Origin of the sequence: Spirosoma panaciterrae DSM 21099 (assembly GCF_000374025.1) — a bacterium.
Classification (GTDB): Bacteria; Bacteroidota; Bacteroidia; order Cytophagales; family Spirosomataceae; genus Spirosoma; species Spirosoma panaciterrae.
On the sequence record NZ_KB893173.1, the window covers coordinates 479,360 to 500,539 of the forward strand.

Annotated in this window: 20 protein-coding genes; 10 read left to right on the plus strand and 10 right to left on the minus strand. The window is 49.7% G+C overall.

What is annotated here, in order from left to right; all coding sequences use genetic code 11:
• Positions 1 to 108: 108 nt before the first annotated feature.
• Entirely contained in the window at positions 109 to 1,431 is a 1,323-nt protein-coding gene (locus B153_RS0105515; RefSeq protein ID WP_020595682.1) for a TolC family protein, read from the minus strand.
• Between the two features lie 162 nt (positions 1,432 to 1,593).
• On the opposite strand from B153_RS0105515, the gene B153_RS0105520 reads away from it, so the two are divergent.
• Complete coding sequence (locus B153_RS0105520) at positions 1,594 to 2,349, plus strand: hypothetical protein (protein ID WP_020595683.1); 756 nt, start codon at positions 1,594 to 1,596, stop codon at positions 2,347 to 2,349.
• A complete protein-coding gene (locus B153_RS0105525) occupies positions 2,349 to 3,092 on the plus strand; it encodes a potassium channel family protein (RefSeq protein ID WP_020595684.1) in 744 nt (247 codons plus the stop codon). Before B153_RS0105520 ends, B153_RS0105525 begins: the two co-directional genes overlap by 1 nt.
• 87 nt (positions 3,093 to 3,179) lie before the next feature.
• On the opposite strand, the gene B153_RS0105530 is transcribed toward B153_RS0105525, so the two are convergent.
• The gene (locus B153_RS0105530) at positions 3,180 to 4,145 is read right to left on the minus strand and encodes a polysaccharide deacetylase family protein (protein WP_020595685.1); all 966 of its coding nucleotides are present in this window, start codon (positions 4,143 to 4,145) and stop codon (positions 3,180 to 3,182) included.
• The gene (locus tag B153_RS0105535) at positions 4,145 to 4,444 is read right to left on the minus strand and encodes a GNAT family N-acetyltransferase (protein ID WP_026261926.1); all 300 of its coding nucleotides are present in this window, start codon (positions 4,442 to 4,444) and stop codon (positions 4,145 to 4,147) included. Before B153_RS0105535 ends, B153_RS0105530 begins: the two co-directional genes overlap by 1 nt.
• Before the next feature lie 176 nt (positions 4,445 to 4,620).
• Between B153_RS0105535 and B153_RS0105540 the strand changes: the two genes are divergently transcribed.
• On the plus strand, positions 4,621 to 5,580 hold the full coding sequence (locus B153_RS0105540; protein ID WP_020595687.1) for a helix-turn-helix transcriptional regulator: 960 nt from the start codon (positions 4,621 to 4,623) through the stop codon (positions 5,578 to 5,580).
• A 38-nt stretch (positions 5,581 to 5,618) separates the two neighbouring features.
• On the opposite strand, the gene B153_RS0105545 is transcribed toward B153_RS0105540, so the two are convergent.
• Positions 5,619 to 7,004 carry a serine hydrolase domain-containing protein gene (locus B153_RS0105545; RefSeq protein ID WP_157634577.1) on the minus strand — a complete coding sequence of 462 codons (1,386 nt, stop codon included), beginning with the start codon at positions 7,002 to 7,004 and terminating at the stop codon, positions 5,619 to 5,621.
• Positions 7,005 to 7,143: 139 nt separating this feature from the next.
• On the opposite strand from B153_RS0105545, the gene B153_RS34680 reads away from it, so the two are divergent.
• The 3 genes from B153_RS34680 to B153_RS0105560 all read left to right on the plus strand — a co-directional run bounded on the left by B153_RS34680 (position 7,144) and on the right by B153_RS0105560 (position 10,019).
• A complete protein-coding gene (locus B153_RS34680; RefSeq protein WP_020595689.1) occupies positions 7,144 to 8,835 on the plus strand; it encodes a histidine kinase in 1,692 nt (563 codons plus the stop codon).
• Complete coding sequence (locus tag B153_RS0105555) at positions 8,816 to 9,514, plus strand: LytR/AlgR family response regulator transcription factor (RefSeq protein ID WP_020595690.1); 699 nt, start codon at positions 8,816 to 8,818, stop codon at positions 9,512 to 9,514. The genes B153_RS34680 and B153_RS0105555 overlap by 20 nt, the downstream gene beginning before the upstream one ends.
• A 73-nt stretch (positions 9,515 to 9,587) precedes the next feature.
• Positions 9,588 to 10,019, plus strand: a complete 432-nt coding sequence (locus tag B153_RS0105560; RefSeq protein ID WP_020595691.1) for an SRPBCC family protein — start codon at positions 9,588 to 9,590, stop codon at positions 10,017 to 10,019.
• A gap of 32 nt (positions 10,020 to 10,051) precedes the next feature.
• On the opposite strand, the gene B153_RS0105565 is transcribed toward B153_RS0105560, so the two are convergent.
• The 5 genes from B153_RS0105565 to B153_RS0105585 all read right to left on the minus strand — a co-directional run bounded on the left by B153_RS0105565 (position 10,052) and on the right by B153_RS0105585 (position 14,103).
• Positions 10,052 to 10,441 (minus strand): hypothetical protein, encoded by a 390-nt coding sequence (locus tag B153_RS0105565; RefSeq protein ID WP_020595692.1) that lies wholly within the window; start codon positions 10,439 to 10,441, stop codon positions 10,052 to 10,054.
• A gap of 4 nt (positions 10,442 to 10,445) precedes the next feature.
• Positions 10,446 to 11,867 (minus strand): vanadium-dependent haloperoxidase, encoded by a 1,422-nt coding sequence (locus B153_RS34685; RefSeq protein WP_020595693.1) that lies wholly within the window; start codon positions 11,865 to 11,867, stop codon positions 10,446 to 10,448.
• A gap of 213 nt (positions 11,868 to 12,080) precedes the next feature.
• Positions 12,081 to 12,620, minus strand: a complete 540-nt coding sequence (locus B153_RS0105575) for a hypothetical protein (protein WP_020595694.1) — start codon at positions 12,618 to 12,620, stop codon at positions 12,081 to 12,083.
• Between the two features lie 108 nt (positions 12,621 to 12,728).
• The gene (locus B153_RS38680) at positions 12,729 to 12,863 is read right to left on the minus strand and encodes a hypothetical protein (RefSeq protein ID WP_281167718.1); all 135 of its coding nucleotides are present in this window, start codon (positions 12,861 to 12,863) and stop codon (positions 12,729 to 12,731) included.
• A gap of 31 nt (positions 12,864 to 12,894) precedes the next feature.
• Positions 12,895 to 14,103: an acyl-CoA dehydrogenase family protein gene (locus B153_RS0105585; RefSeq protein WP_020595696.1), complete on the minus strand. Its 1,209-nt coding sequence runs from the start codon at positions 14,101 to 14,103 to the stop codon at positions 12,895 to 12,897.
• 125 nt (positions 14,104 to 14,228) lie between these two features.
• Here B153_RS0105585 and B153_RS0105590 point away from each other — a divergent pair, with 125 nt between their 5' ends.
• The gene (locus B153_RS0105590; protein WP_026261927.1) at positions 14,229 to 14,777 is read left to right on the plus strand and encodes a P-loop NTPase family protein; all 549 of its coding nucleotides are present in this window, start codon (positions 14,229 to 14,231) and stop codon (positions 14,775 to 14,777) included.
• 28 nt (positions 14,778 to 14,805) lie between these two features.
• A complete protein-coding gene (locus B153_RS0105595; protein ID WP_020595698.1) occupies positions 14,806 to 16,518 on the plus strand; it encodes an FAD-dependent oxidoreductase in 1,713 nt (570 codons plus the stop codon).
• Between the two features lie 68 nt (positions 16,519 to 16,586).
• Here the strand turns inward: B153_RS0105595 and B153_RS0105600 are convergent, their stop codons facing one another.
• A complete protein-coding gene (locus B153_RS0105600; RefSeq protein WP_020595699.1) occupies positions 16,587 to 18,551 on the minus strand; it encodes a DUF4350 domain-containing protein in 1,965 nt (654 codons plus the stop codon).
• A gap of 364 nt (positions 18,552 to 18,915) precedes the next feature.
• Here B153_RS0105600 and B153_RS0105605 point away from each other — a divergent pair, with 364 nt between their 5' ends.
• Positions 18,916 to 20,499, plus strand: coding sequence for an NAD(P)/FAD-dependent oxidoreductase (locus B153_RS0105605; protein WP_020595700.1), 1,584 nt, complete (start codon positions 18,916 to 18,918; stop codon positions 20,497 to 20,499).
• Between the two features lie 51 nt (positions 20,500 to 20,550).
• The gene (locus B153_RS0105610; protein WP_020595701.1) at positions 20,551 to 21,180 is read left to right on the plus strand and encodes an NUDIX hydrolase; all 630 of its coding nucleotides are present in this window, start codon (positions 20,551 to 20,553) and stop codon (positions 21,178 to 21,180) included.

Below are 21,180 nucleotides of genomic sequence, written 5' to 3' on the forward strand. Positions count from 1 at the left end.
CTAGTCAAAAAGGGTCAGGTTTGGTCAGGAATTGTCAGGTTTCTATGGGTTACCACTTCTGACAATCCTTGACCAAACCTGACCCCTTTTGACCACGCCTGACGAATTTTAAAAGAACTTTGTATTAGTCACGTAGTTGATCAACTGCTGCGACTGAAAGAGGTTGTTCATCAGGTCGATGTTATTAAGTTGAGCCTGTTGGTAGGTCTTTATTTTATCCAGGTAATCGAGCAGGCCAATCATACGGGCATTATAGGCTTTAGTCGCTTCAACCGAAATATTTCGAATCCGATCCAGATACCCCTCGGGGCGCTCATTAAGTTGCGTGTAGTAGGTATTCAGCTTGTCGTAGGCGTTCAGCACATCGCTTTGTACCACTACCTGCTGGTTTTCGAGGCCGCTCGATACCGCTTTCAGGTTTGTTTCGGCCGACCGGATAGCCCCCTGATTCCGGTTGTGAATGGGCAAATCCATTGACGCCTGAAAACCCAGAAAATTCACATACGCATTTCCGTATTTTTCATAAAGCAACCCAGTCGTTAAGTCAGGTGTGCGACGGGCTTTCTCCAGCGACAGGCTACGCTGTGCGTTGTTGATCTGTTCCTGCGAAATAGCAATATCGGGTCGATGTGCCTGTGCAGAATCCAGAGCCGTAGCCAGTGGAGGAGCAGTCCGTTGAAGCGGAGGCAACTCCGTTGGCATAATGAACGTTTGAGCAGGCTGACGCAGCAACACCCGCAGAGTGGCCTGCTCATCGGCAATTTGCGTGCGATAGCTAGCTTCGTTCGCCTGAAAATCACGGAGGGCTACTTCAAGCCGGGTGACTTCGTACGGAGCCACGCCACCCGATTGCAACGCAATCCGATACGATTCGAGCAGGCGTTGCTGCCGCGCTAATTCGTCTTCGAATAAACGTAGAGCCTGCAAATCATAATACAGGTTTGCATAAGTCGAGTAAAGCTGATAGTGAAGCGTTCGCATCAGATCACGAAAGGCCAGTTGAGCCAGCGATTTGTTACTTTCGGCCAAAGCTACCAGTTTACTACGCTTCCCGGCGAGCAGAATGACCTGTTGCAGTTGAACGGCATAATAACCACTGTTATAAATACCGGCATCCATATCGGCCTGGGATGGTCGACCAAAAGGAAGTACTTTATGGGTCTGAGGATTATACAGGTTTCCCTGAAACCAAAGATTCGGATTGGGTCGTAGGCCAGCCTGCGTGATGGCTGCATCGGCCATATCGATTTGATAGCGTTGGGCGAGCAACTGAAAATTGCGCTCTAGAAACAACTGCTCAAGCTGGGGCAGACTTTGCCGAAGTGTATCGGCTGGTGTACTGGCTGTTTGGGCCAACGACGCTGAACCTACACCCAGCCCCAGCAGGAAAAAACCAAGAAAGCAGGCGTAATGGAATCGAAAACGGAACATACTGGGAAAGCGAGTTAATTTTACCCGACTGATTAGGGAAGCAAATACTACTTTGCCCGTTAAGGGGTTATTAAAGCCTTATTAATTCTTCCTTAAAAAGCGAATGAGCGCTGGTGATTTATACGCATAGGCATCGTGTCAGAAACACGGATGCCCGTACCTATGCCTTTTGTTAAAATTCATGTAACCAGATCAGGCACTTTTCGGTTAGACCCCATTATGATTGCAGCGTTTCTGGTCCTGTGTTCGTTGTGCCTCCCTCCGACCGATTCATCGGCCACGGCCGATACGTTACAGCCCCGAAGGCCGCGTATCCGCCCTGCCTTTAACGTCGACTTTCGGGATTCGTTTCTGGAAAAACAGCACGTCAATGTCTGGGGTATCAATGCGGGGATTGAATATGGAAAGAAGCGCCACCAACTGACACTGGGCTATTACTGGATAAGTTATGCTACGTATCTGAGCCTGATTGACTGGCGACGCAATGCGGCCCGACGCATCAACCTTGCCTACTACACCCGCACCGATATGTGGTTTATGAGCCTGATGTATTGGTTCAATATCACCAAAAACCAGCGGTGGACCGTCAGTATTCCCATTGAGCTGGGGGGCGGTGTCGCCTATGCCCTTCCACTCGACCTGACTAAAGAAATGCCCGTTGACCGGACAAAACGGGACTTTCTGGTGCCGCTTCAGGCGGGGGTTTATGGTCAGTGGAAAGCCACCCGCTGGTTCGGGCTGAGCGCACAGATTGGCTATCGGGTATCCGTGTTCCAGACAGCGATCAACCAGAACTTCAATGGCAGTTATTACAGCATCGGGCTCAATATTTACCCGGCACTTGCTACAGACGTTTGGCGGTGGATCAGGAAGAAAGAGCGAATTTCGCCTTTGCATCCCCCATTGCCACCAAAGTGATGAGTAAGTATACCAAACCAAATTTTTCAAAACTTAACCTGCACCAGATAATCATGCTGGTGCTATCGGTGTATGTTGTTTTTGCCCTGCTGGTTCGGGAACTGATCCCGATGCATAAAACCACCTGGGAATTGCTCGATCAGATTGACACAGGTATCTGCCTGTATTTTTTATACGACTTCTTTTTACGTTTCTATCGGGCTCCCAGCAAATGGGAATTTTTACGCTGGGGTTGGATCGACCTGCTGTCGAGTATTCCGGCTTTCGATTGGGGGCGGCTGGGTCAGTTGATACGGATTATTCGGATTCTGCGGATGGTTCGGGCTTTCCGATCCATTCGGGACTTCCTGAACTTCTTTTTCCGGGATCGGGCCAACGGTACTCTGGCTGTCGTTGTACTCAGTTCCTTACTACTCATGATTTTTGGCGCCATTGCCATTCTGTATGTCGAGCGGGTTCCCGATGCGAACATCAAAACGCCATCCGATGCATTGTGGTGGGCCTTTGTCACCATCACTACAGTTGGTTACGGCGACCGATTTCCGGTCACAACCGCCGGGCGGCTGATTTCGGCCATCCTCATGATCGCTGGCGTGGGACTCTTTGGCACATTCACCGGCTATGTCGCTAACTTTTTCGTTGAAGATGAGCAGGAACAGACCGATAGCGATGTTCAGAAGCTCATCCATGAGGTCAGGCTGTTGCGTAAGAAAATCGAAGAGATAGAAAAGCGGATTCCCTGACCGACGTCGGTTGGTTGTGACCGATACGGGAATCGAACGTATGCCCACTCCATCTGCCCAACCTACCGCCCGAGAGAGGGGTCGTCTTCACTTCTCCTTGGTTACACTGGTGGGCAAATCGTACAGCAGCCAGCTTTTATTCTCGATAGAGGCCGATTTTTTTCGAATCAGGTTTATAAAGTCAGCGATGCCGAGCGGTTCGTTGCCATTGGCATGAATCAGCACAAGACTCCCCTGTTTGGGTTGTTGGTTTTTAGCCAGCCAGGCGTCGCTCCCGATAGGCAACAGGCCAAAGGCCAGAATCCGGTCAAAAACGGCTTTGTCGGATACCAATCCCGGAAACCGGAAAAAGATGGATGGCGTCAACCCATTCTGGAGCATGGCCTGCTCATTCAACAGCACTTCGGCATTGAGATCGGTTGACGCTTCGAGCAAAAAGTTGGTCTGGAGGGGCAACTGTGGGTTATACCGATGGTGATAGGAATGATTGACCCAGGTAATTGCCAGTTCGCCCCGGCTTACCAGGTTTTTCAAATAAGCCAAATCCTGCTGATGGTTCGCCATCCAGAGGCCGGTAATGGTAATCGTGACCGGGATGGGTTTTTCTTCCGGCTCAAAGGCCCGGATGAGCTGTTCAAAAACCGAACGTGTCAACGGTTTAGTCGATGGACATAGGTCGATGGTCAGACTAAATCCCCGTTCGGTTGTGTCGGTCCGCTCAATACCGGCATCCTGTAAATTTACGTCCCGGTTCTGCTCCAGTCGCATCGCTTTTCCGTAGGCCGTCTGACTTACGGACTGCATAACCGACCCCCAGGGTAACTCTCTGACACCGTCGGGCAATAAGGCCACTACTGAGGTTTCGAGCGTTTGTGGATTCAGAATCAGGTAGCGGGTCTGGGAAGCCTGTTTCCAGCGTCGGAGCACAACCTGCTGTGGTTTACGGGTAGTCAGACCAACCCACATCCGATAGTCGGTAAGCTGGCCTAGTGCAGACCAGTTTACCGTAGCGAACAAAACGCCTGTCAATACCAGGCGACGCGTCGAAATCATTAAAATCCAGTTGCTGTATATGAGGTTGATACTACCCGATTCCAGTCGGGGTGACGTTTCAGGTACGCACTCACAAATGGGCAAAGCGGCACAATTTTCAGGTTATGCTGCTCAATATATTCCAAAACGCCTTCTACTAGTTTCGAACCAATCCCATGCCCTTCCAGACTAGGATCAACTTCCGTATGGACGAGGGCCAGCGTTTCCCCATCAACTTTCTGGTACTCAACGATTGATACTTTACCATCGGTTTCCAGCTCGAAACGATGACGATGGGTATTGTTGTGGATGGTATTCATGCAGTTGGAAATCGGTTGGTTTAATAGTTTTCCCGAAGGCTGTCGGCGGTTTCCCCCTACTTCCCGGTTTGTAGCTGCAAAAGAACCAAAAGAAACAATAGAATCCTCAGAATTGGTCGAAACACTATTTAACACATCCATCGTAATTTGCAGTCGCCTTTTCAATCGCTGCCTGTATGAATCGCCTTGACCGACTAACTGCTATTCTGATCCACTTGCAAACCAAACGAGTTGTCCGCGCCCAGGAGTTGGCCGACCGTTTTGGGATTAGCTTACGGACGGTATATCGGGATGTACGATCGCTGGAAGAAGCGGGTGTACCGATTGGGGCCGAAGCGGGTGTGGGCTATTTTCTGACCGACTACCATTTACCTCCGGTCATGTTTACCAGTGCCGAAGCCAGTGCGTTGCTCATGGGGGGTAAGCTCATCGAAAAGTGGGCCGATGCCTCTATCCGAACCGAGTTTGAGTCCGCCTTATACAAGATCAAATCCGTTCTGAAACGCAGCGATCAGGAACGCCTGGATGATCTGGATGCCCATATCGCGGTTGCCAAACCAAGGCACCGTCAACCCTACTCCGATGGCTTATTGACGCATATTCAACACGCCATTGCGCAGAACAATGTGCTTCTATTGCGGTATCATTCCCAGTACAACGATGCCGAAACCGAACGCGAGGTAGAGCCGGTCGGCCTACATCATTACCGGATGGGTTGGCATCTGATCGCCTTTTGCCGAACCCGTCAGGACTACCGGGATTTCCGGGTCGACCGTATTCGGGAGTTGACCAACACAGGCCAGCGATTTGCCCGACCCGAACGGTTATCCTTACAGGATTATCTGAATCGAATGGGCAAAGACTGGGACATTTTTGAGGCTACGATTGTACTCCCAAAGTCCATGATTCGCTTTATGCAGGAAGAGCGGTATGCCTACGGTTTCCAGCACGAAGAAGATCTGGGCGATCAGGTACGCATGTTTTTCCAGACGCCTTACCTGGAAGGACTGGCTCGCTGGCTGCTTATGTATGGTAATGCCGTAACCATCGAACAGTCGGAAGCCCTTCGCACGTTAGTCCAGAAACTGGTCGATGAACTTCAGGCACATTATGCAGGACAGCCGATTTCGGAATAACGTGAGCGTACCTTACAATAGATACTTATTCACCACGATTACCGCACTAATTCGGCCAAAAAGCCCCTGGCATTTTCATTCGTAGGGTCTTTTTCAACCGCTTTCTGATAATACAGTATTGCCAGTTGTTTCAAGCCCATCCGGGCATAACAGTCGGCTATCAATTGATACGCATAGGAATAGTCGCTCGGCTGGGCGGTTAAGCTGGTACACAGCTGGAATAGTCGAATAGCCTCTTCGTCTCGTTGGCGACGCATCAGGTATTTTCCTGTATTGATCAAATCACCAAACTCGAAACTAAGATCATATCGATCCTGCTGATGTGCCCTGATATCCCGGTAAAAGGCAATCCCCTGATCGAAATCAGCCAGTATTTTTTCGCGCATATCCAGGTATAACGACCGCTTCGGCACGGTATAGGGTTTCCCCTGGAGGATAGCCATAATACTGTTGGTCAATGCATTGACTTTGAATTGCTGGCTGTTGGTCATCAGAATAACTATGAAATCATTTGTTACATCGTGCGTCATCAAGGCTTCGTAGTTGTAGTTGGAACCATGATGCTGATGCCATGTTAGTTGGTCGTTCGTAAAGGTGGCATGGCCCAAACTACTTTCATTGCCCCCAAAATCGACTGCCAGCGCCTGCATAGCCGCTTTGTCGACCAATTGATAGCGATCCAGTTTGAGCAGCCAGGTGTATAAGTCGTCGATCGATAACCGAGGCCATCCACTCATTTGCTGCTCGTACGGTGTTTCTTTAAAATTACTGTCGAACGCACGCGCCATACCGGGTGCGGTCAGTGGCAAGTCCATAAAGGTATGGTTCATGTGCAGTGGTTTCAGCAATTGATCGTTTACAAAGACAGCATACGGCTGCCCCGAAACGGCTTCGATGATTCGGCGTTGCAGATACACATTGGCGTAGCTATACGCATAGGCTTTTCCGGGCCGGAAGGCTAATGTTTTCAGGCGTTTTAGTTCATCAAGAATCTGCTGATCGGTCGAAGCGCCACTGATGGGCAGGCCACTGGTATAGTTGATTAAGTGTTTAAGCTGTACACTATCGGCCCAGTTCGGCAAATCCGTCAGATACCGGCTGAGTCGATCCGTCAGCGACAGTTTTCCCTGCTGCTGTAAGCGCAGCAGCCCTACGCCATTAAACTCTTTGGCAATAGACCCAATATCGAAGAGGTTGTCGAGCGTCAATGGGCGGCTTCGGCTGGCATCGGCAAAGCCAAAACTGTGGCGGTATTGAACGGTACCTCGGTAAGCTACCAGAACGTTGCCATTGAAAATACCCAGTTGATGAGCCGCCTGCATGAGTGAATCGATTCGCTTGTTGAGCGGCTGCTGAGCGGCTGACGGGCGAGTGACTAGCCCAAACAGAGCGAATATGCCTAAGACTACGCAATTTAGTTTCATTGTATCGTTGTGAAAATTAGACAATGATACGATGGATAGCCGTATGGAAACTCCGTAAGCTTGCCAACGGCACGAGCCATTTGTGAACGACACCTGAACCCACCGGGTCGTATGTATCTTTGTGCATTCGCCAACGAGCATGACAAGCATCAAACCCTGGATGGTTAGGTTTAGCTTACTGGGCTTGTTTGTACTGGCAGGCTGTCAGCCTGAACTAGTCAGGCCAGTTCGTATCCGGCTAAAGCTAGGGGACCAGCCTCAATGGGCGTCACGGAACTGGCCTGACCAGAACTGGGAAGCCACCAACGGCACATCCCAGAAACAGGTATTCTGGGTACGTTTTCACTTCCGGCTGGACGCTGCGACTGCCCCCCCTAAGCCATTGGGGGTACGAGTTGTGGCACTAGGCTCTTTCGATGCATTCTGGGATGGACACCCAATTGGCCACAATGGCCGGGTAGGTAAGACCAGAGGTACCGAACAACCAGGGCTGCATGCTACGGAGTGGCCTCTGCCGGATGCCGATACCCAGCCTGGGGTTCATGTGCTGGCATTGCGGGTGTCCAATTTCTATAGCGGCACCAACTACAGCTTTTACAATTGCGTCATTGAGCATTATCCCGACAGGGTACGAACCTCGTTACAAACGGTCGGCTGGATGGCTATGCTGGCGGGAACCTTCCTGATCGGGGCTATATATTACCTGATTTTATCTGTTCATAACCGTAAAGAGCCTCTATTCCGATTATTCAGTCTGATTTGCGGGTTGTTCTTCTGCCTGATACTCGTGGAATATATACCGTTTGTCTGGCCGTATCGCTACTATGTACAAACGCCCCGGCTAGAAATCATTGGGGTACTGACCGGATGTATTTCGCTACTGGTTCCTTCTTTTTTGAATCGACAATTCGCCCTCTTTCAGCCCAAACGCTTCTCGCTCCTGCTACTGGGGATTTTACTGGGAATTTCGATCTACTTCCATGGCCGATACGATTTTACGGCTCAACTGCTAAGTCTAACGATGGGGATTAGTGCGTTGCTGATTGCCAGTCTGGCTGTATTACGACAGCGAAAAGGGGCCATCGGTATCCTCATTTCGGTCGTATTGAGTGGACTATGCGCCTGCATTTTCTATTATGATTATAGCCTTTACCTAAGTTTCAGCTTTTTATTGCTGGCCATGCTGTATGGGCTGGTTCTTCGCTCGCAGGAAATTGACCGGGCTTACCAGCAGAGCTTACTGCTTTCGGAGAGGTTGAAAACAGAATTGCTCAAGAAAAGCATCCAACCGCATTTTTTGTTCAACAGCTTAACCGCGCTCATCGATTGGATTGAAGAATCGCCCCGGCAGGGTGTCGTGTTTATTGAAGCGCTGGCAGAAGAGTTCAAGTTATTGAGTCAAATGGTCGATGTCCGCTTGGTGAGCATCGTCCATGAAATTGACCTATGCAAAAGCCATTTGGCGGTTATGCGTTTTCGGAAAGAGATCGACTATCTGTGGGAAGATTCGGGCATTGACCCAACCGATACGCTTCCTCCAGCATTGCTGCATACCGTTCTGGAAAACGGGATTACCCATAGTTTACCTCTGGCTGATGGGACGGTCCGGTTTCATCTGTCATTTCAGCGAAACGAGCGCTATCGACAATATCAGTTCCGTACTCAGGCCATCAACCGAACCACCGGAAAAAACGACCGGCCAGGCATGGGATTCCAGTATATAAAAGCCCGTCTGACGGAAAGTTATGGCCATGCCTGGACGTTGGACTCCCAGCAAACTGAAGAAGGCTGGCTAACCCAACTAACCATCTATGCGCATCCTGATCATTGAAGATGAAGCCCGAATAGCCGCCCGAATCGAGCGATTCGTCCGGGAATTACTAGGCCCAACACGAACCCGTCTGGCCCGTTGCGACAGCGTTGCGGATGGTATCGAGCACATTCGTAGCCAGGGCATTGATCTCCTGTTCCTGGATCTTAATTTGAACGGGCAAGACGGTTTTGAGGTACTGAAACATGTGGTTGCGGAGTCTTTTCATACGATTGTGATTTCAGCCTACACCGATAAAGCAATCACTGCCTTTGAGTATGGGGTGCTCGATTTTATTGCCAAACCTTTCGCTATCGAACGGATACAACAAGCGCTGAATCGGGTGGAATCAAGAGCGGCCTCATCACAGCCATCCCTTAAATTTCTAGCCGTAAAAGGGCGTGGACAGATTCGATTGATTCCCGTAGACGACGTACTGTTTGTACAAGGCTCAGGTGTTTATTCAGAACTCCATTTACAAAATGGCACAACCGTATTGCATGATAAATCGCTGGAAAAACTAGCTCAACTGCTGCCAGCCAGCTTTGAGAGAATTCACAAATCCTATCTGGCCGACAGCCGTTATTTTTCAAAAATCCACATTCAATCGGGTGGTCGCTATACGCTTCAATTAACCAGTGGGCATCATTTGCCCATTGGTCGAACTCGGTATGAGCAACTCAAAAAGCATTTTTATTAGTCAGGCCCTGGCTCTCCTGACATAGGGTTGTCAGACCTGAGCGCGAGATTTGTCGTAGATCAATAAAAAAACCATGCGACAGGACTTAATTGTATCCAAATCCATCGACATCAATGCCAGCCCAGCTCGTGTCTGGGACGTATTAACCAACCCTTTGCTTATTCAGGAATATTTGTTCGGTACCGAAACCCTTACCGACTGGACCATTGGCAGCGCGATTGTTTTTCAGGGCGAATACGAAAACCAATCCTATCAGGACAAGGGGATCATTCTGGAAAATGTCCCGAATCAATTACTCAGTTATAGCTATTGGAGTGGTTTTTCGGGCCTGGAAGACAAGCCCGAAAACTATGCCACAGTTACTTACCGCATCACCGAAAAAGGCCCGAATCGTACTGAATTCACCTGGACTCAGCAGGGCTTTTCGACCGAAGCCGGCTATGCCCATTCGCTCAACGGAATGGACGATTTCCTCAATCAGATCAAAGCCATTGCTGAGCGATAGGCGCTAAAGTCATTGAGTGAAGTTTATTTCACTCAATGACATATGGTTTTTAAAACTTTCTCTATCTCATCGTCAAGTTGCTGACGTTCTTCTGCCCGGTGGTAGGTCGCCGTAAAGAGGCTGTCCATTTTTTTAGTGATTTTCTCCGCCAGTTGACCTGTACGTAGTGTATAGCTCGTTTTAAGCGAATCTATTTTTGCACTCTGGGCAACCGACAGTTGCACTTTGTGTCTGGCCAACGAATCTTCCATAAAACGGATCTCATTAGCCGCGTTAAATCGCTCGTTTTTCAATTGGCGAGCCTCGCACTCCAGGGAGGCCATGAGCTGGGCATCCTGATGCAACTGTTCCTGCTGAATTTTCTGACAGTTCGTTACGACAAAGCCTAGCAGCAGCAATCCAAAAGTAGTTTTCCGTTTCATCGTATCACTTTACAGATTGGGGCCACTGGATTGCTTTCAAGACGTTGTCGCCGATACCGCGCCCCATCAACAACCCGTTTTGGTTGTCCATATCGTAGTGGATACCACCATATAACCGCGAATTGGCACATTCCTGAGCCATTGCCGAAAAGTTGGTAAACTTCCGGGGCTGAAATCCGTGCTGCACCTGCGAGCGGTCGGTAAAGGTGTAATTGCCATCGCCATTCGTAAACAGCTTTATAAAAATCCGCTCTCCGACAGCGATCTCCGTAGCATGTCCTGACGTGTAGGCAGGAAACGCGGGGGTACCGATAACCGTCTGAAAATTAGGATCAATGTACTTTTGAATATACGAAACGGGCCGGATCAAGGAATAATCGTACTTTGCTTTCCAGCAGGCGATGAATGCATCTATTTCGCCAACGCCCAACATGGCATACCCAACTACTGCTTTTTCGAGGGTGGCATTGGTTTCTTCCAGCAACTGAGTCATAATATTGAAGGTGTGGCCGGTAGGTGTACAGGTGGCAAATGGATCATCGGCCCAGAACTTCGTAATTTCAACCTGCTCGGCCGTGTTTCCTTTTACCTGATTATAAACGGCCAGGGCTTGTTTGTAAAAGGTCGATGACTTATCCGTCGAGAAGGCTATTGGTTTTGCAGGGCTTCCAAACGCCATGTCGGACGCAATAACGGGGCGGCATTGAAACCAGTGTGGGCTTAGTGGAGTGAGGTTTTTAGCATCGGTAGGTACCCATTTATCGGCACCCGTAACGGGTGTATACGGCTTCGAAAACGGATTCAGATAGGATTCATGCCCGCCATCGGTCTTGGAATAGTCATAAATTGCCTGCGATACGGCTTTCCCGTGCTTCTCCGAAAGATCAGCCAGGGGCTTGTTGATGGTAGCGGTAAAATTGGCCAGGTTTTGCGCTTCCAGGTCGTTTATTTTTTTCAGGTTGGCTTCGCTTAAATTCTTGTCGAACATTTTCCGCATCATATCGGCAACGGCCGCATTGACCACGATACCCCAGTGATACCGTATATAGTCTGGCGATGGTTTAGGCATACTGGCCGGTACAAGCTGATTGAGTTGACCAGCCAGCGGGCTTGCATTTGGAATGCCGCTATAAACGGATTCGTAGGCCGCTATACCCACATACCCAAAGGCACGGGAAGCCTGGGGCGGTAGAAAGCCCGCTGTTTCTTTCACAATTCGACATTCGAGCGAAAACCACTCACGTAAAAAATCGGCCGAATAATTCGAAACCGTATTGGGCTTTACCGGCTCTACGTCAATTGTGGAGGTACAGCCTGCCAGAAAAAGCCCCAACGCTGCTATATAGACAAAACGAGTCTGGCCAAAGCCTTTACAACACAGCAGAAAAACGGATTTCAATCGAAAAAGGTAATGTATATTTTTCATAGTCAGTAACAGTTAGGTTGAAGTCACGGCGCACTTACAAAAGGATAAATGAAGGTGACTCATGCTGTATTGAGTTATTTCACAACACAGTAAAAAACATCCGCCCACAACCACAAACAGGAAACCCTATCAGTGATATGGTATGAATCAAGGGCGTAAAATGTAGCTTAATTGAACAAATAGAAGAAGCCGAATATTCAGCAGCCTATCTCCTCAGCTTTCGGGGGGAGGAGAATGAACAGGCAGAGTACGGGCCAAAAACACGAATAACAGATCAGGAATGCGTATGGTCCTGCACCACTGAGGAGCGAGAAAATGAAAAACAACGCGCGGAGTAGGTGAGTACTCTTTCAACAAAAACTTAAGAAAGCGATTCGTCTTTTGTTGGGATTCACTAGCTCCACTAATACGATCATTTAGGAAAGAAAGCAAATCGTGCTGCCAAACCGAATGACTCTCCATTTCAAGGCCGGCAATGTAGAGCATCGTATCCTTAACTTCCACACTAACAACTGAATAATAATGGCCACGATACGTAAACCCATCCGACGTTGTACGGGCAATATCGTTGAGTTCGAATTTGTTTTTTAACGGAATCTGAAATTCGACAAGACTATCTACCGACCGATAGACCAACAATCGTTTCGACAAATCGTGTTCGGCCTGCCACCAGCTAGCCACTGCCACTAACATGTAGGCCAGTGTATGGTATACGATTAAGGTAAAAAGGCCGATGGATACAAATTTCTTCACACAGTGAGGTTTGGCAACGTAACGTCGACGAATGCCAAGCCATCTACAAAACTTATGCCATTGTTAACAATTCATCGTTTCTGTTAAAAATGGCCTTAGGGTGTATTTTCATGAAAATTTAACGCGCACTAATCCATCATTTTTAGCCTCGTTGGCCCGTCGAGCTGCTTTATTCGTCCCATTCCGAACGGCTAATAAGGCAACAGGTTTGGCAAACCCCATCTGCCGATTGAGCTTTGCCAAACCTGTTTTCTCCCGCAACGTTTGCGGCTTGTTATTTAAAGGCCGGAATGCCGGTAATTTCGGCTCCCAGAATAAGCAGTTGAATATCGTGCGTGCCCTCGTAGGTACTCACCGATTCGAGGTTCATCAGATGCCGCATAATTGGATATTCTCCCGAAATACCCATCGCACCTAAAATCTGGCGAGCCTCCCGAGCCGTTTTTAAGGCCATTTCAACATTGTTGCGCTTCGCCAGTGAAATTTGAGCCACCGTGGCCCGGTCTTCATTCTTGAGCATCCCCAGCCGCCAGCAAAGCAGTTGAGCCTGCGTAATATCGGTCAGCATCTCGGCCAGTTTCTTCTGTATAAGCTGAAAACTGGCAATGGGTTTGTTGAATTGAATCCGTTCAAGCGCATAGCGTCGGGCCACTTCGTAGCATTCCATAGCGGCTCCTACGGCCCCCCAGCAAATGCCATACCGCGCCTGTTCCAGGCATTTCAGGGCACTTTTCAGTCCGTAGGCATCGGGCAATATATTTTCTTTCGGTACCTGTACATCCCGAAACACCAGTTCGCCTGTACTGCTGGCTCGTAACGACCACTTATTATTGATTTCGGCAGTTGTAAAACCTTCCATGCCCCGCTCCAGAATCAGCCCACGTACTTTACCCTGATCATTTCTGGCCCATACGATGGCAATATCGGCAATGTTGGCGTTGGTAATCCAGAGTTTCGACCCATTGAGCAGGTAGTAATCGCTACGCTCGATAAAGTTCGATTCCATACCGCCGGGATCTGATCCATGATTAGGCTCCGTCAGGCCAAAACAACCGAGCATTTCACCCTTTGCCAATTTGGGCAGGTACTTTGCTTTCTGTTTTTCCGAACCAAAGGTTAGAATGGGGTACATGACCAGGGAGTTTTGAACGGATACGCATGAACGCATGCCTGAATCGCCCCGCTCGATCTCCTGAGTCATCAGCCCATACGAGATCTGATCCAGCCCCCCACCTCCATATTCAGTTGGGATGGTAGCTCCGAACACACCGATCTGGCCAAACTTGCGGACAAGATGCTGGGGAAATTCGGCACGTTGTGCATACTCTTCAGCAATGGGCGTTATTTCGCGCTTCACAAAATCACGGACAGCAGACCGAACCAGTTTATGTTCGGCCGTAAACAGATCGTCAAGGTTGTAGAAATCCGGCGATTCAAATGTATCGACCTTATTTCTAGGCGGGGTTATCGATTGGGATTGCATAGTGGGTTAACCGAAAAAAACAGGGCTTGTTGTAGGAATAAGGGATTTTTTGCCAATTTACAAGAAGAATTATGTATCCCTTCAGGCAAGCCTTTTCTGGCAGGCCAATTTACCTGAACATTTCGATGAAAATTCACATTTTCGGAGCATCCGGCTCGGGGGTAACCACGTTAGGCAATGCCCTATCCAATCAAACTGGAATTCCTTATTTCGATACGGACGCGTATTACTGGATACCAACAAACCCGCCCTACAGTTCCAGAAGAAACCCGACTGAGCGTAATAAACTACTCACCAACGACTTAAACCATTCTGCTGATTGGATTATTGGTGGATCGCTCCTCAACTGGGGAGAGCAATGGCTGTCTGCGTTCGATCTGGCGGTTTTTCTCTGGGTAGCCCCAGAATTACGGCTGGAACGGTTACGAAAACGTGAGTTTCAACGGTATGGAAATCTGATTTTTACGGACAAAGATCGCAAGCAGCAACACGAAGAATTCATTGACTGGGCATCGGGATATGACTCCAACCTGGCGCATGGCCGCACGTTACAGGCTCATGAAAACTGGATGCGCGAACTCAGTTGCCCCCTCATAGACATCCGTGGCGACTATTCAGTAGCCGAACGGCTGGCTATTGTTCTCCGACAGATGGAGCAGCATAGCCTAAAGTAAGATTAGCGCGTCGGGCACTTTACTAACCATGGCATACTTTCTTATCGATAGCCTCAAAACCCAAACGTACGATGCCCTGGTTGTAGGGTCTGGTATCAGTGGTGGCTGGGCGGCCAAAGAACTCACCCAGCAGGGCCTTCGTACATTGCTCCTGGAGCGTGGGCGCCCGGTCAATCACGTAACGGATTACCCAACGGCCCTGCTCAATCCATGGGAGTTGGAACATCGGGGCCAGGTACCGCTGGCTGTTCGAAACGAGTATTCGATTGCCAGCCGGAATTATGCCTTCCATGAAGATACCATGCACTTTTTTGCCAAAGATAGCGAGCAACCCTATGTGCAGGAAAAACCCTACGATTGGATACACGGCTATCAGGTAGGTGGGCGTTCGCTTACCTGGGGGCGGCAAACCCAGCGCTGGAGCGATTTTGACTTTGAAGGCCCTGCCCGTGATGGCTATGCCGTAGACTGGCCTATCCGCTATACCGATATAGCCCCGTGGTACAGTCATGTAGAACGATTTGTGGGCATTACCGGCCATAAAGATGGGCTGCCCACATTGCCCGATGGTGAGTTTTTACCTCCGCATGAGATGTCGTGCGTCGAAAAGTACTTCAAACAACAGGTGGCAACCCGCCACTCGGATCGGCATGTGATTATCGGCCGGGCGGCTCATATTACCGAGCCCAAGCCCATTCATTTGCAACAGGGTCGGGCCCGTTGTCAGCACCGAACTCTTTGCGAACGTGGCTGTCCATACGGTGGGTATTTCAGCAGTAATGCTTCTACCATTCCCTGGGCCATGCGTACTGGAAAGCTAACCCTACGCCCTCACTCGGTCGTCCATTCCATCATCTATGATGAACAGAAAGGCCTGGCAACGGGGGTTCGTGTCATCGACACCCAAACGCATCAGATGACGGAATACTACGCGCGAATTATTTTTTTGAATGCCTCGGCCCTGCACACGAACCTGATACTCCTGAACTCGACCTCCCACCGTTTCCCGAACGGACTGGGTAATGATTCGGGCTTGCTGGGTACGCATATGGCCTTCCATAGTTATCGGGGCCGGGTTACAGCAACGTATGATGGCTTTCTGGACTCCACAACGGACGGACGTCGGCCCAATAGCAGCTACATGCCCCGATTTCGAAACGTTTTCAAACAGGAAACTGACTTTCTGCGTGGGTATGCGGCCACGTTTTATTCGTCGCGAGGGCAGATTGACAACCAGGAAGGAGTTGGCGCAACATTGAAGCAGAATCTGCTCAATTCCCAGCCAGGAGAATGGCAGGTTGGCTCCGCTATGATGGCTGAAACCATTCCGAAAGCGCAGAGTACGGTCCGGCTCGATCCTGTCCTGAAAGACAACTTTGGAATCCCGCAGTTACGCGTATCGGTCGACTACGATGACAATGACCGGAAAATCCTGAAAGACTTTTTTGAGCAATTTACCGAGATGTATACCCAGGCAGGTTTTAAAAACATTCGGGCCATCGATACCGGACGCTTGCCCGGCAGCGAAAACCACGAAATGGGAGGTGTCCGTATGGGTCGGGATTCCAGAACATCGCTGCTCAACCGCTGGAATCAACTTCACCACTGCCCAAACGTATTTGTTACTGATGGCGCCTGTATGACTTCCACCAGCACCCAAAACCCGTCGCTGACGTACATGGCACTTACCGCCCGAGCCGCCCATTACGCGGTCAGGCAGATGAAAGCCAAAAACCTATAGAACGCAGATTCGTATGATTTTAAATCGGTGTTGATCATAACAATCATACGAATCTGCATTCTATAGGTTTACCGCTTACTGGTTGCTGAACCAGGCGTTGCTGTGCCTCCCTGTTTCAGCAACCAGCTTGCCAGTTCTTTGGCTGCCTTAAAATTTTCGTACTGAGCCGGAATTTTCCGACCGTCTACATATTCATTGTACAGCCAGGGGTCGCCAACCGCAAAAACAGTTCCTTTACCCACTTTAGCCACCCCCATAATCACATCCCCGACATCGGTCACTACCGCTTTGGCCGGAGATTTTACACTTAATGGCGACAGTTCCTTGATGTATACAGTACGAGTTTTCGGAAAAACCGCATTGCCAGCCGGTAAACTGATCGCCCCTTGTTCAAACTTATCTGCCTGAACCATATTTCGATTTTTGGGCAGAAACTGCATACCAAATCGAGCGGCTAACCGATTGAAATGGTGGTGTTCACAGTTCAAAGTATCGTTGGCCATCAATACCAGTGTGCCGCCAGCCTCAACCCAACTGGCAATGGCGTTGATGTCATTTTCAGTCAAGTAATTCGGCTTTGGGGTTTCTTTGGGCGTATCGGGATCAACAATGATGTATACGTCGACCCCTTTCAGCGACGTAGCCGTAGGAGCCCCTGTAATGGTCGTCGTTTTAGCTCCTAGTTTGCGAAAAATACTCCCCCACCAGAAGAACCCCGAATGCTGCTGATCGTCCCAGGTGTAATGAAAAGGCTCCTGCTCACCTGTATACCCTTTGCGGAATTCGTGGTTGAAATAGGTATCAACGGCAACCGTTTTGCCTTTACCAAGGGCATCTTCGGCGGCTATCTCCATTTCGACGCTGGCCATGATAAACGGACCCACGCCTTTCAGGTCATCCTGACGAATGGGTTCGCTGAGGTAGTATTCGTAGCTGCCATCCCGGTAGGGGTTTCCACCCAAACCACCTACCACCACCGTTTTTTCAAGATGAATTAGTCCTTTACTATCGGTAGTGATAAATTCTTTTAGAATGCCTTCGTATCCTTTTCGGGCAGGGGCCATCAGCGAGGCAGGTAGATACCCCATGCGAACCCCTTTAGCCAGGGCGTACACAAACATACAGGAACCGGAGGCTTCGAGGTAATTTCCTTTGTCGCCCATGCGGTTGGTCACCTGCCACCAGCAACCCGATTTGGGGTCCTGAAAGTTAACCAATGCAGGCATAAACCGATTCAGAATGGCAATCAGTTCGCCACGTCGGGGGTGATTCTGAGGAATGTAATCCAGTACATCGACCAATGCCATCGCGTACCAGCCCATGGCCCGGCTCCAGAAATTGGGCGAGTTGCCTGTTTCTTTGTTAGCCCATTTCTGCTCGCGACTTTCGTCCCAGCCGTGGTAAATCAGTCCGGTTTTTGGGTCACGGGCGTGTTTTTCCATCCAGACGAACTCATTGATTACATCGTCAAAATGTTTGGTATCACCGAATAAGGCCGTGTACTCCGCATAGAAAGGCTCGGCCATATACAAACCATCGAGCCACATTTGATACGGATACCGTTTCTTATGCCAATAGCCCCCTTCTTTTGTACGAGGCTGCTCGGCCAGTTGTTTCCGAAGCAGGTCAGCCGCTTTCCGGTACTTTTCTTTACCCGGCAACGACTGCTGATACAAGAGTAATAACGACCGCCCCGGCGTAATGAAATCCAGATTATAGTCTTCGAGCTTATACGTACGTATATCGCCATCGGCTTGCACATACCGATCCATGTTTTTCTGGATGTAAGTGAAGTATCGATCATCGGCCGTACGATACCAGACCTGCTTTACCCCCTCCAGCAAAACCCCCGTTTCATATTCCCAATGGGCAACTCCCCTGCTCCCATCTTCTCGCTTATATGCAATTGAATCAGGATTACTGGCCATAATCGAGGCCACCATACGTTGCGACCAGGGCAGGGTTATGCCAGACTGGGCCAATACCACCTGGCTTACGACCATCAGACAACCGAAAAGGCTAAACTTCATCATTTTTGTGGGCTACTTCCAATAACCGATTTGTAATTAACGCTTGTCTTATTCCTTGCTGAGTAGAACGATAGCTGACCACCTCGACAGATCGGGATGACCCTTGTGTTTTTCGATGACAATCGAAGCAGACGAAGGTCACTACTAACTGACAACCAATCGTTTATCACCTAAAAAATATGAATCGTCCGTCAAAACCAGACGAATCTGCGTTCTATCGCTGAATAAGAAAATAGTCGTAAATCCTTTCCGTATACTCTCTTATTAGTAGAAAAAATGTTACTTAGCAGATAATCGAACCCAAAACCAGAGCTACCTGTTAGGTAAAAAATAGTCTCTTGCCAGATAAACACTGGCCTTGCTTACGATGATTCATCAACTTTCGTTAACCCTCGCTCCCGAACTGGCTTTAGATAATGAAGCCTTTCGGACCCAGGCCCTCAATCACCTTGCCTTGCCTGATACCGATGATGTTATTGTCCGGAAACGAAGACAATCCATCGACGCCCGTAACCGGCAGGTCCGCGTGCAAGTGGAAGCGGAGGTCTTTGCAGGCGAAACCCCTCCCCCGCTGATTCAGTACCAGAAGCCACAGATCGATATTAGCAAAGCGCCACAGGCTATTGTGGTGGGCGCTGGGCCCGCCGGGTTATTTGCGGCTCTTCGACTCATTGAACTGGGCATTAAACCGATTGTTGTTGAGCGGGGGAGCGATGTTCGTACCCGCCGACGCGACCTAGCCGCTATCAACAAAGACCATATCGTTAATCCTGAATCGAACTACTGCTTTGGTGAAGGAGGAGCGGGTACCTACTCAGATGGCAAGTTGTATACCCGTTCTACCAAACGAGGAGATGTTCGGCGGATTCTGGAAATCTTTGTCGCTCATGGCGCTACGGAACAGATTCTGGTCGATGCTCATCCGCACATTGGCACCAATAAGCTGCCGAATGTAGTAGCCGACCTGCGAACCAGTATACTAAATGCCGGGGGCGACGTACGATTCGACACCAAGGTAACTGACCTACTGCTTAACGGGAAAGAACTGAACGGTGTGGTATTGGCAAACGGCGAAACGCTTACCGGGATCGGGGTTATTCTGGCAACGGGTCACTCAGCCCGCGACATTTTTTACCTGCTCCACGACCGCAAGGTTCGGATCGAAGCGAAACCTTTTGCCATGGGCGTTCGGATTGAGCACCAGCAACAACTGATTGACCAATTCCAATACCATCGGCCGAATCGCGGAGATTATTTGCCAGCAGCGTCTTACAGTTTAGTGGCCCAAACACGTTATCAAGGGGTAGAACGCGGAGTGTTTTCGTTTTGTATGTGTCCGGGAGGGTTTATTGTACCAGCAGCAACCGCACCGGGTGAGCTGGTCGTCAATGGAATGTCGCCTTCGCGTCGGGATTCGCAGTTTGCCAATTCGGGCCTGGTAGTAGCCATTACCGATCAAGATTTACAACCTTATGCCGATGAAGGCCCATTAGCCGGATTAGCCTTACAGCAAGAACTGGAACGCTGGGCTTGCCGAATGGGCGCTACCCAATCGGACAAACCTTCCCAAACGGCTCCTGCCCAACGCATTGCCGATTTTGTGGATGGGCGTATCTCGGGCGATCTGTTGCCAACGTCTTACCAACCCGGACTTGCTTCGGTCGATATGACGGAGGTACTACCCGACCACATTGCCCAACCTCTGCGGCAGGGCTTGCGGGATTTTGGCCGGAAAATGCGGGGGTATTTGAGCAACGAGGGCCAATTGATTGGGGTCGAAAGCCGAACCTCATCGCCCGTACGGATTCCGCGTCACCGTGACACGTGTGAACATGTCGATGTCAGACGGTTGTTTCCCTGTGGTGAAGGCGCTGGCTACGCAGGGGGCATTGTTTCGGCGGCTATGGACGGTGAACGTTGTGCTGAAGAATTAGTTAAGTTGTATAAGTAGGGTTTTGAGCTTTGCCAGTATCAATCCCAAACGACAAAGAATAGACTTGGAATGATCGACACATCGTTTAACGCCTTTACCGAAAACCTCCGGCAGCGGTTACAGAAACCATTGCCAGGTGAAGCTGCGCACCAGAAAATGGCGTCGGCAGCACGGTATCGGCTGGGTATTAAACCCAACGAGCGAACGCGTCGGAGCGCCGTGTTGATTTGTTTCTATCCATTTCAGAATTCGATTTACCTCCCTCTTATACTTCGTCCGCAGTACGATGGCGTCCATGCCGGGCAGATGGCTTTTCCCGGTGGACGAATGGAACGGTTTGATGAAAATCTGACCCGCACCGCCCTCCGAGAAGCCCAGGAAGAGGTAGGCATCCGGGTATCGGATGTGAAGGTACTCGGCCTACTAACGGAGTTGTTTATTCCGCCCAGCAATTTTTTTGTACAACCCGTTGTCGGGATTCTCCCGTACCGCCCCGACTTTTACCCGGACCCCCGTGAAGTAGAAGCCATTGTTGAAGTTGATTTAGACACCTTACTGGATGAAACCATCGTTGGCGACAGTCAGATCGAGGTCAGGGGCATACTGGTCGATGCGCCATTTTATCAGATACAAGGGCACCGGGTATGGGGGGCTACGGCCATGATGATCAGTGAATTGCTCATGGTGTTAGGCTCTTAA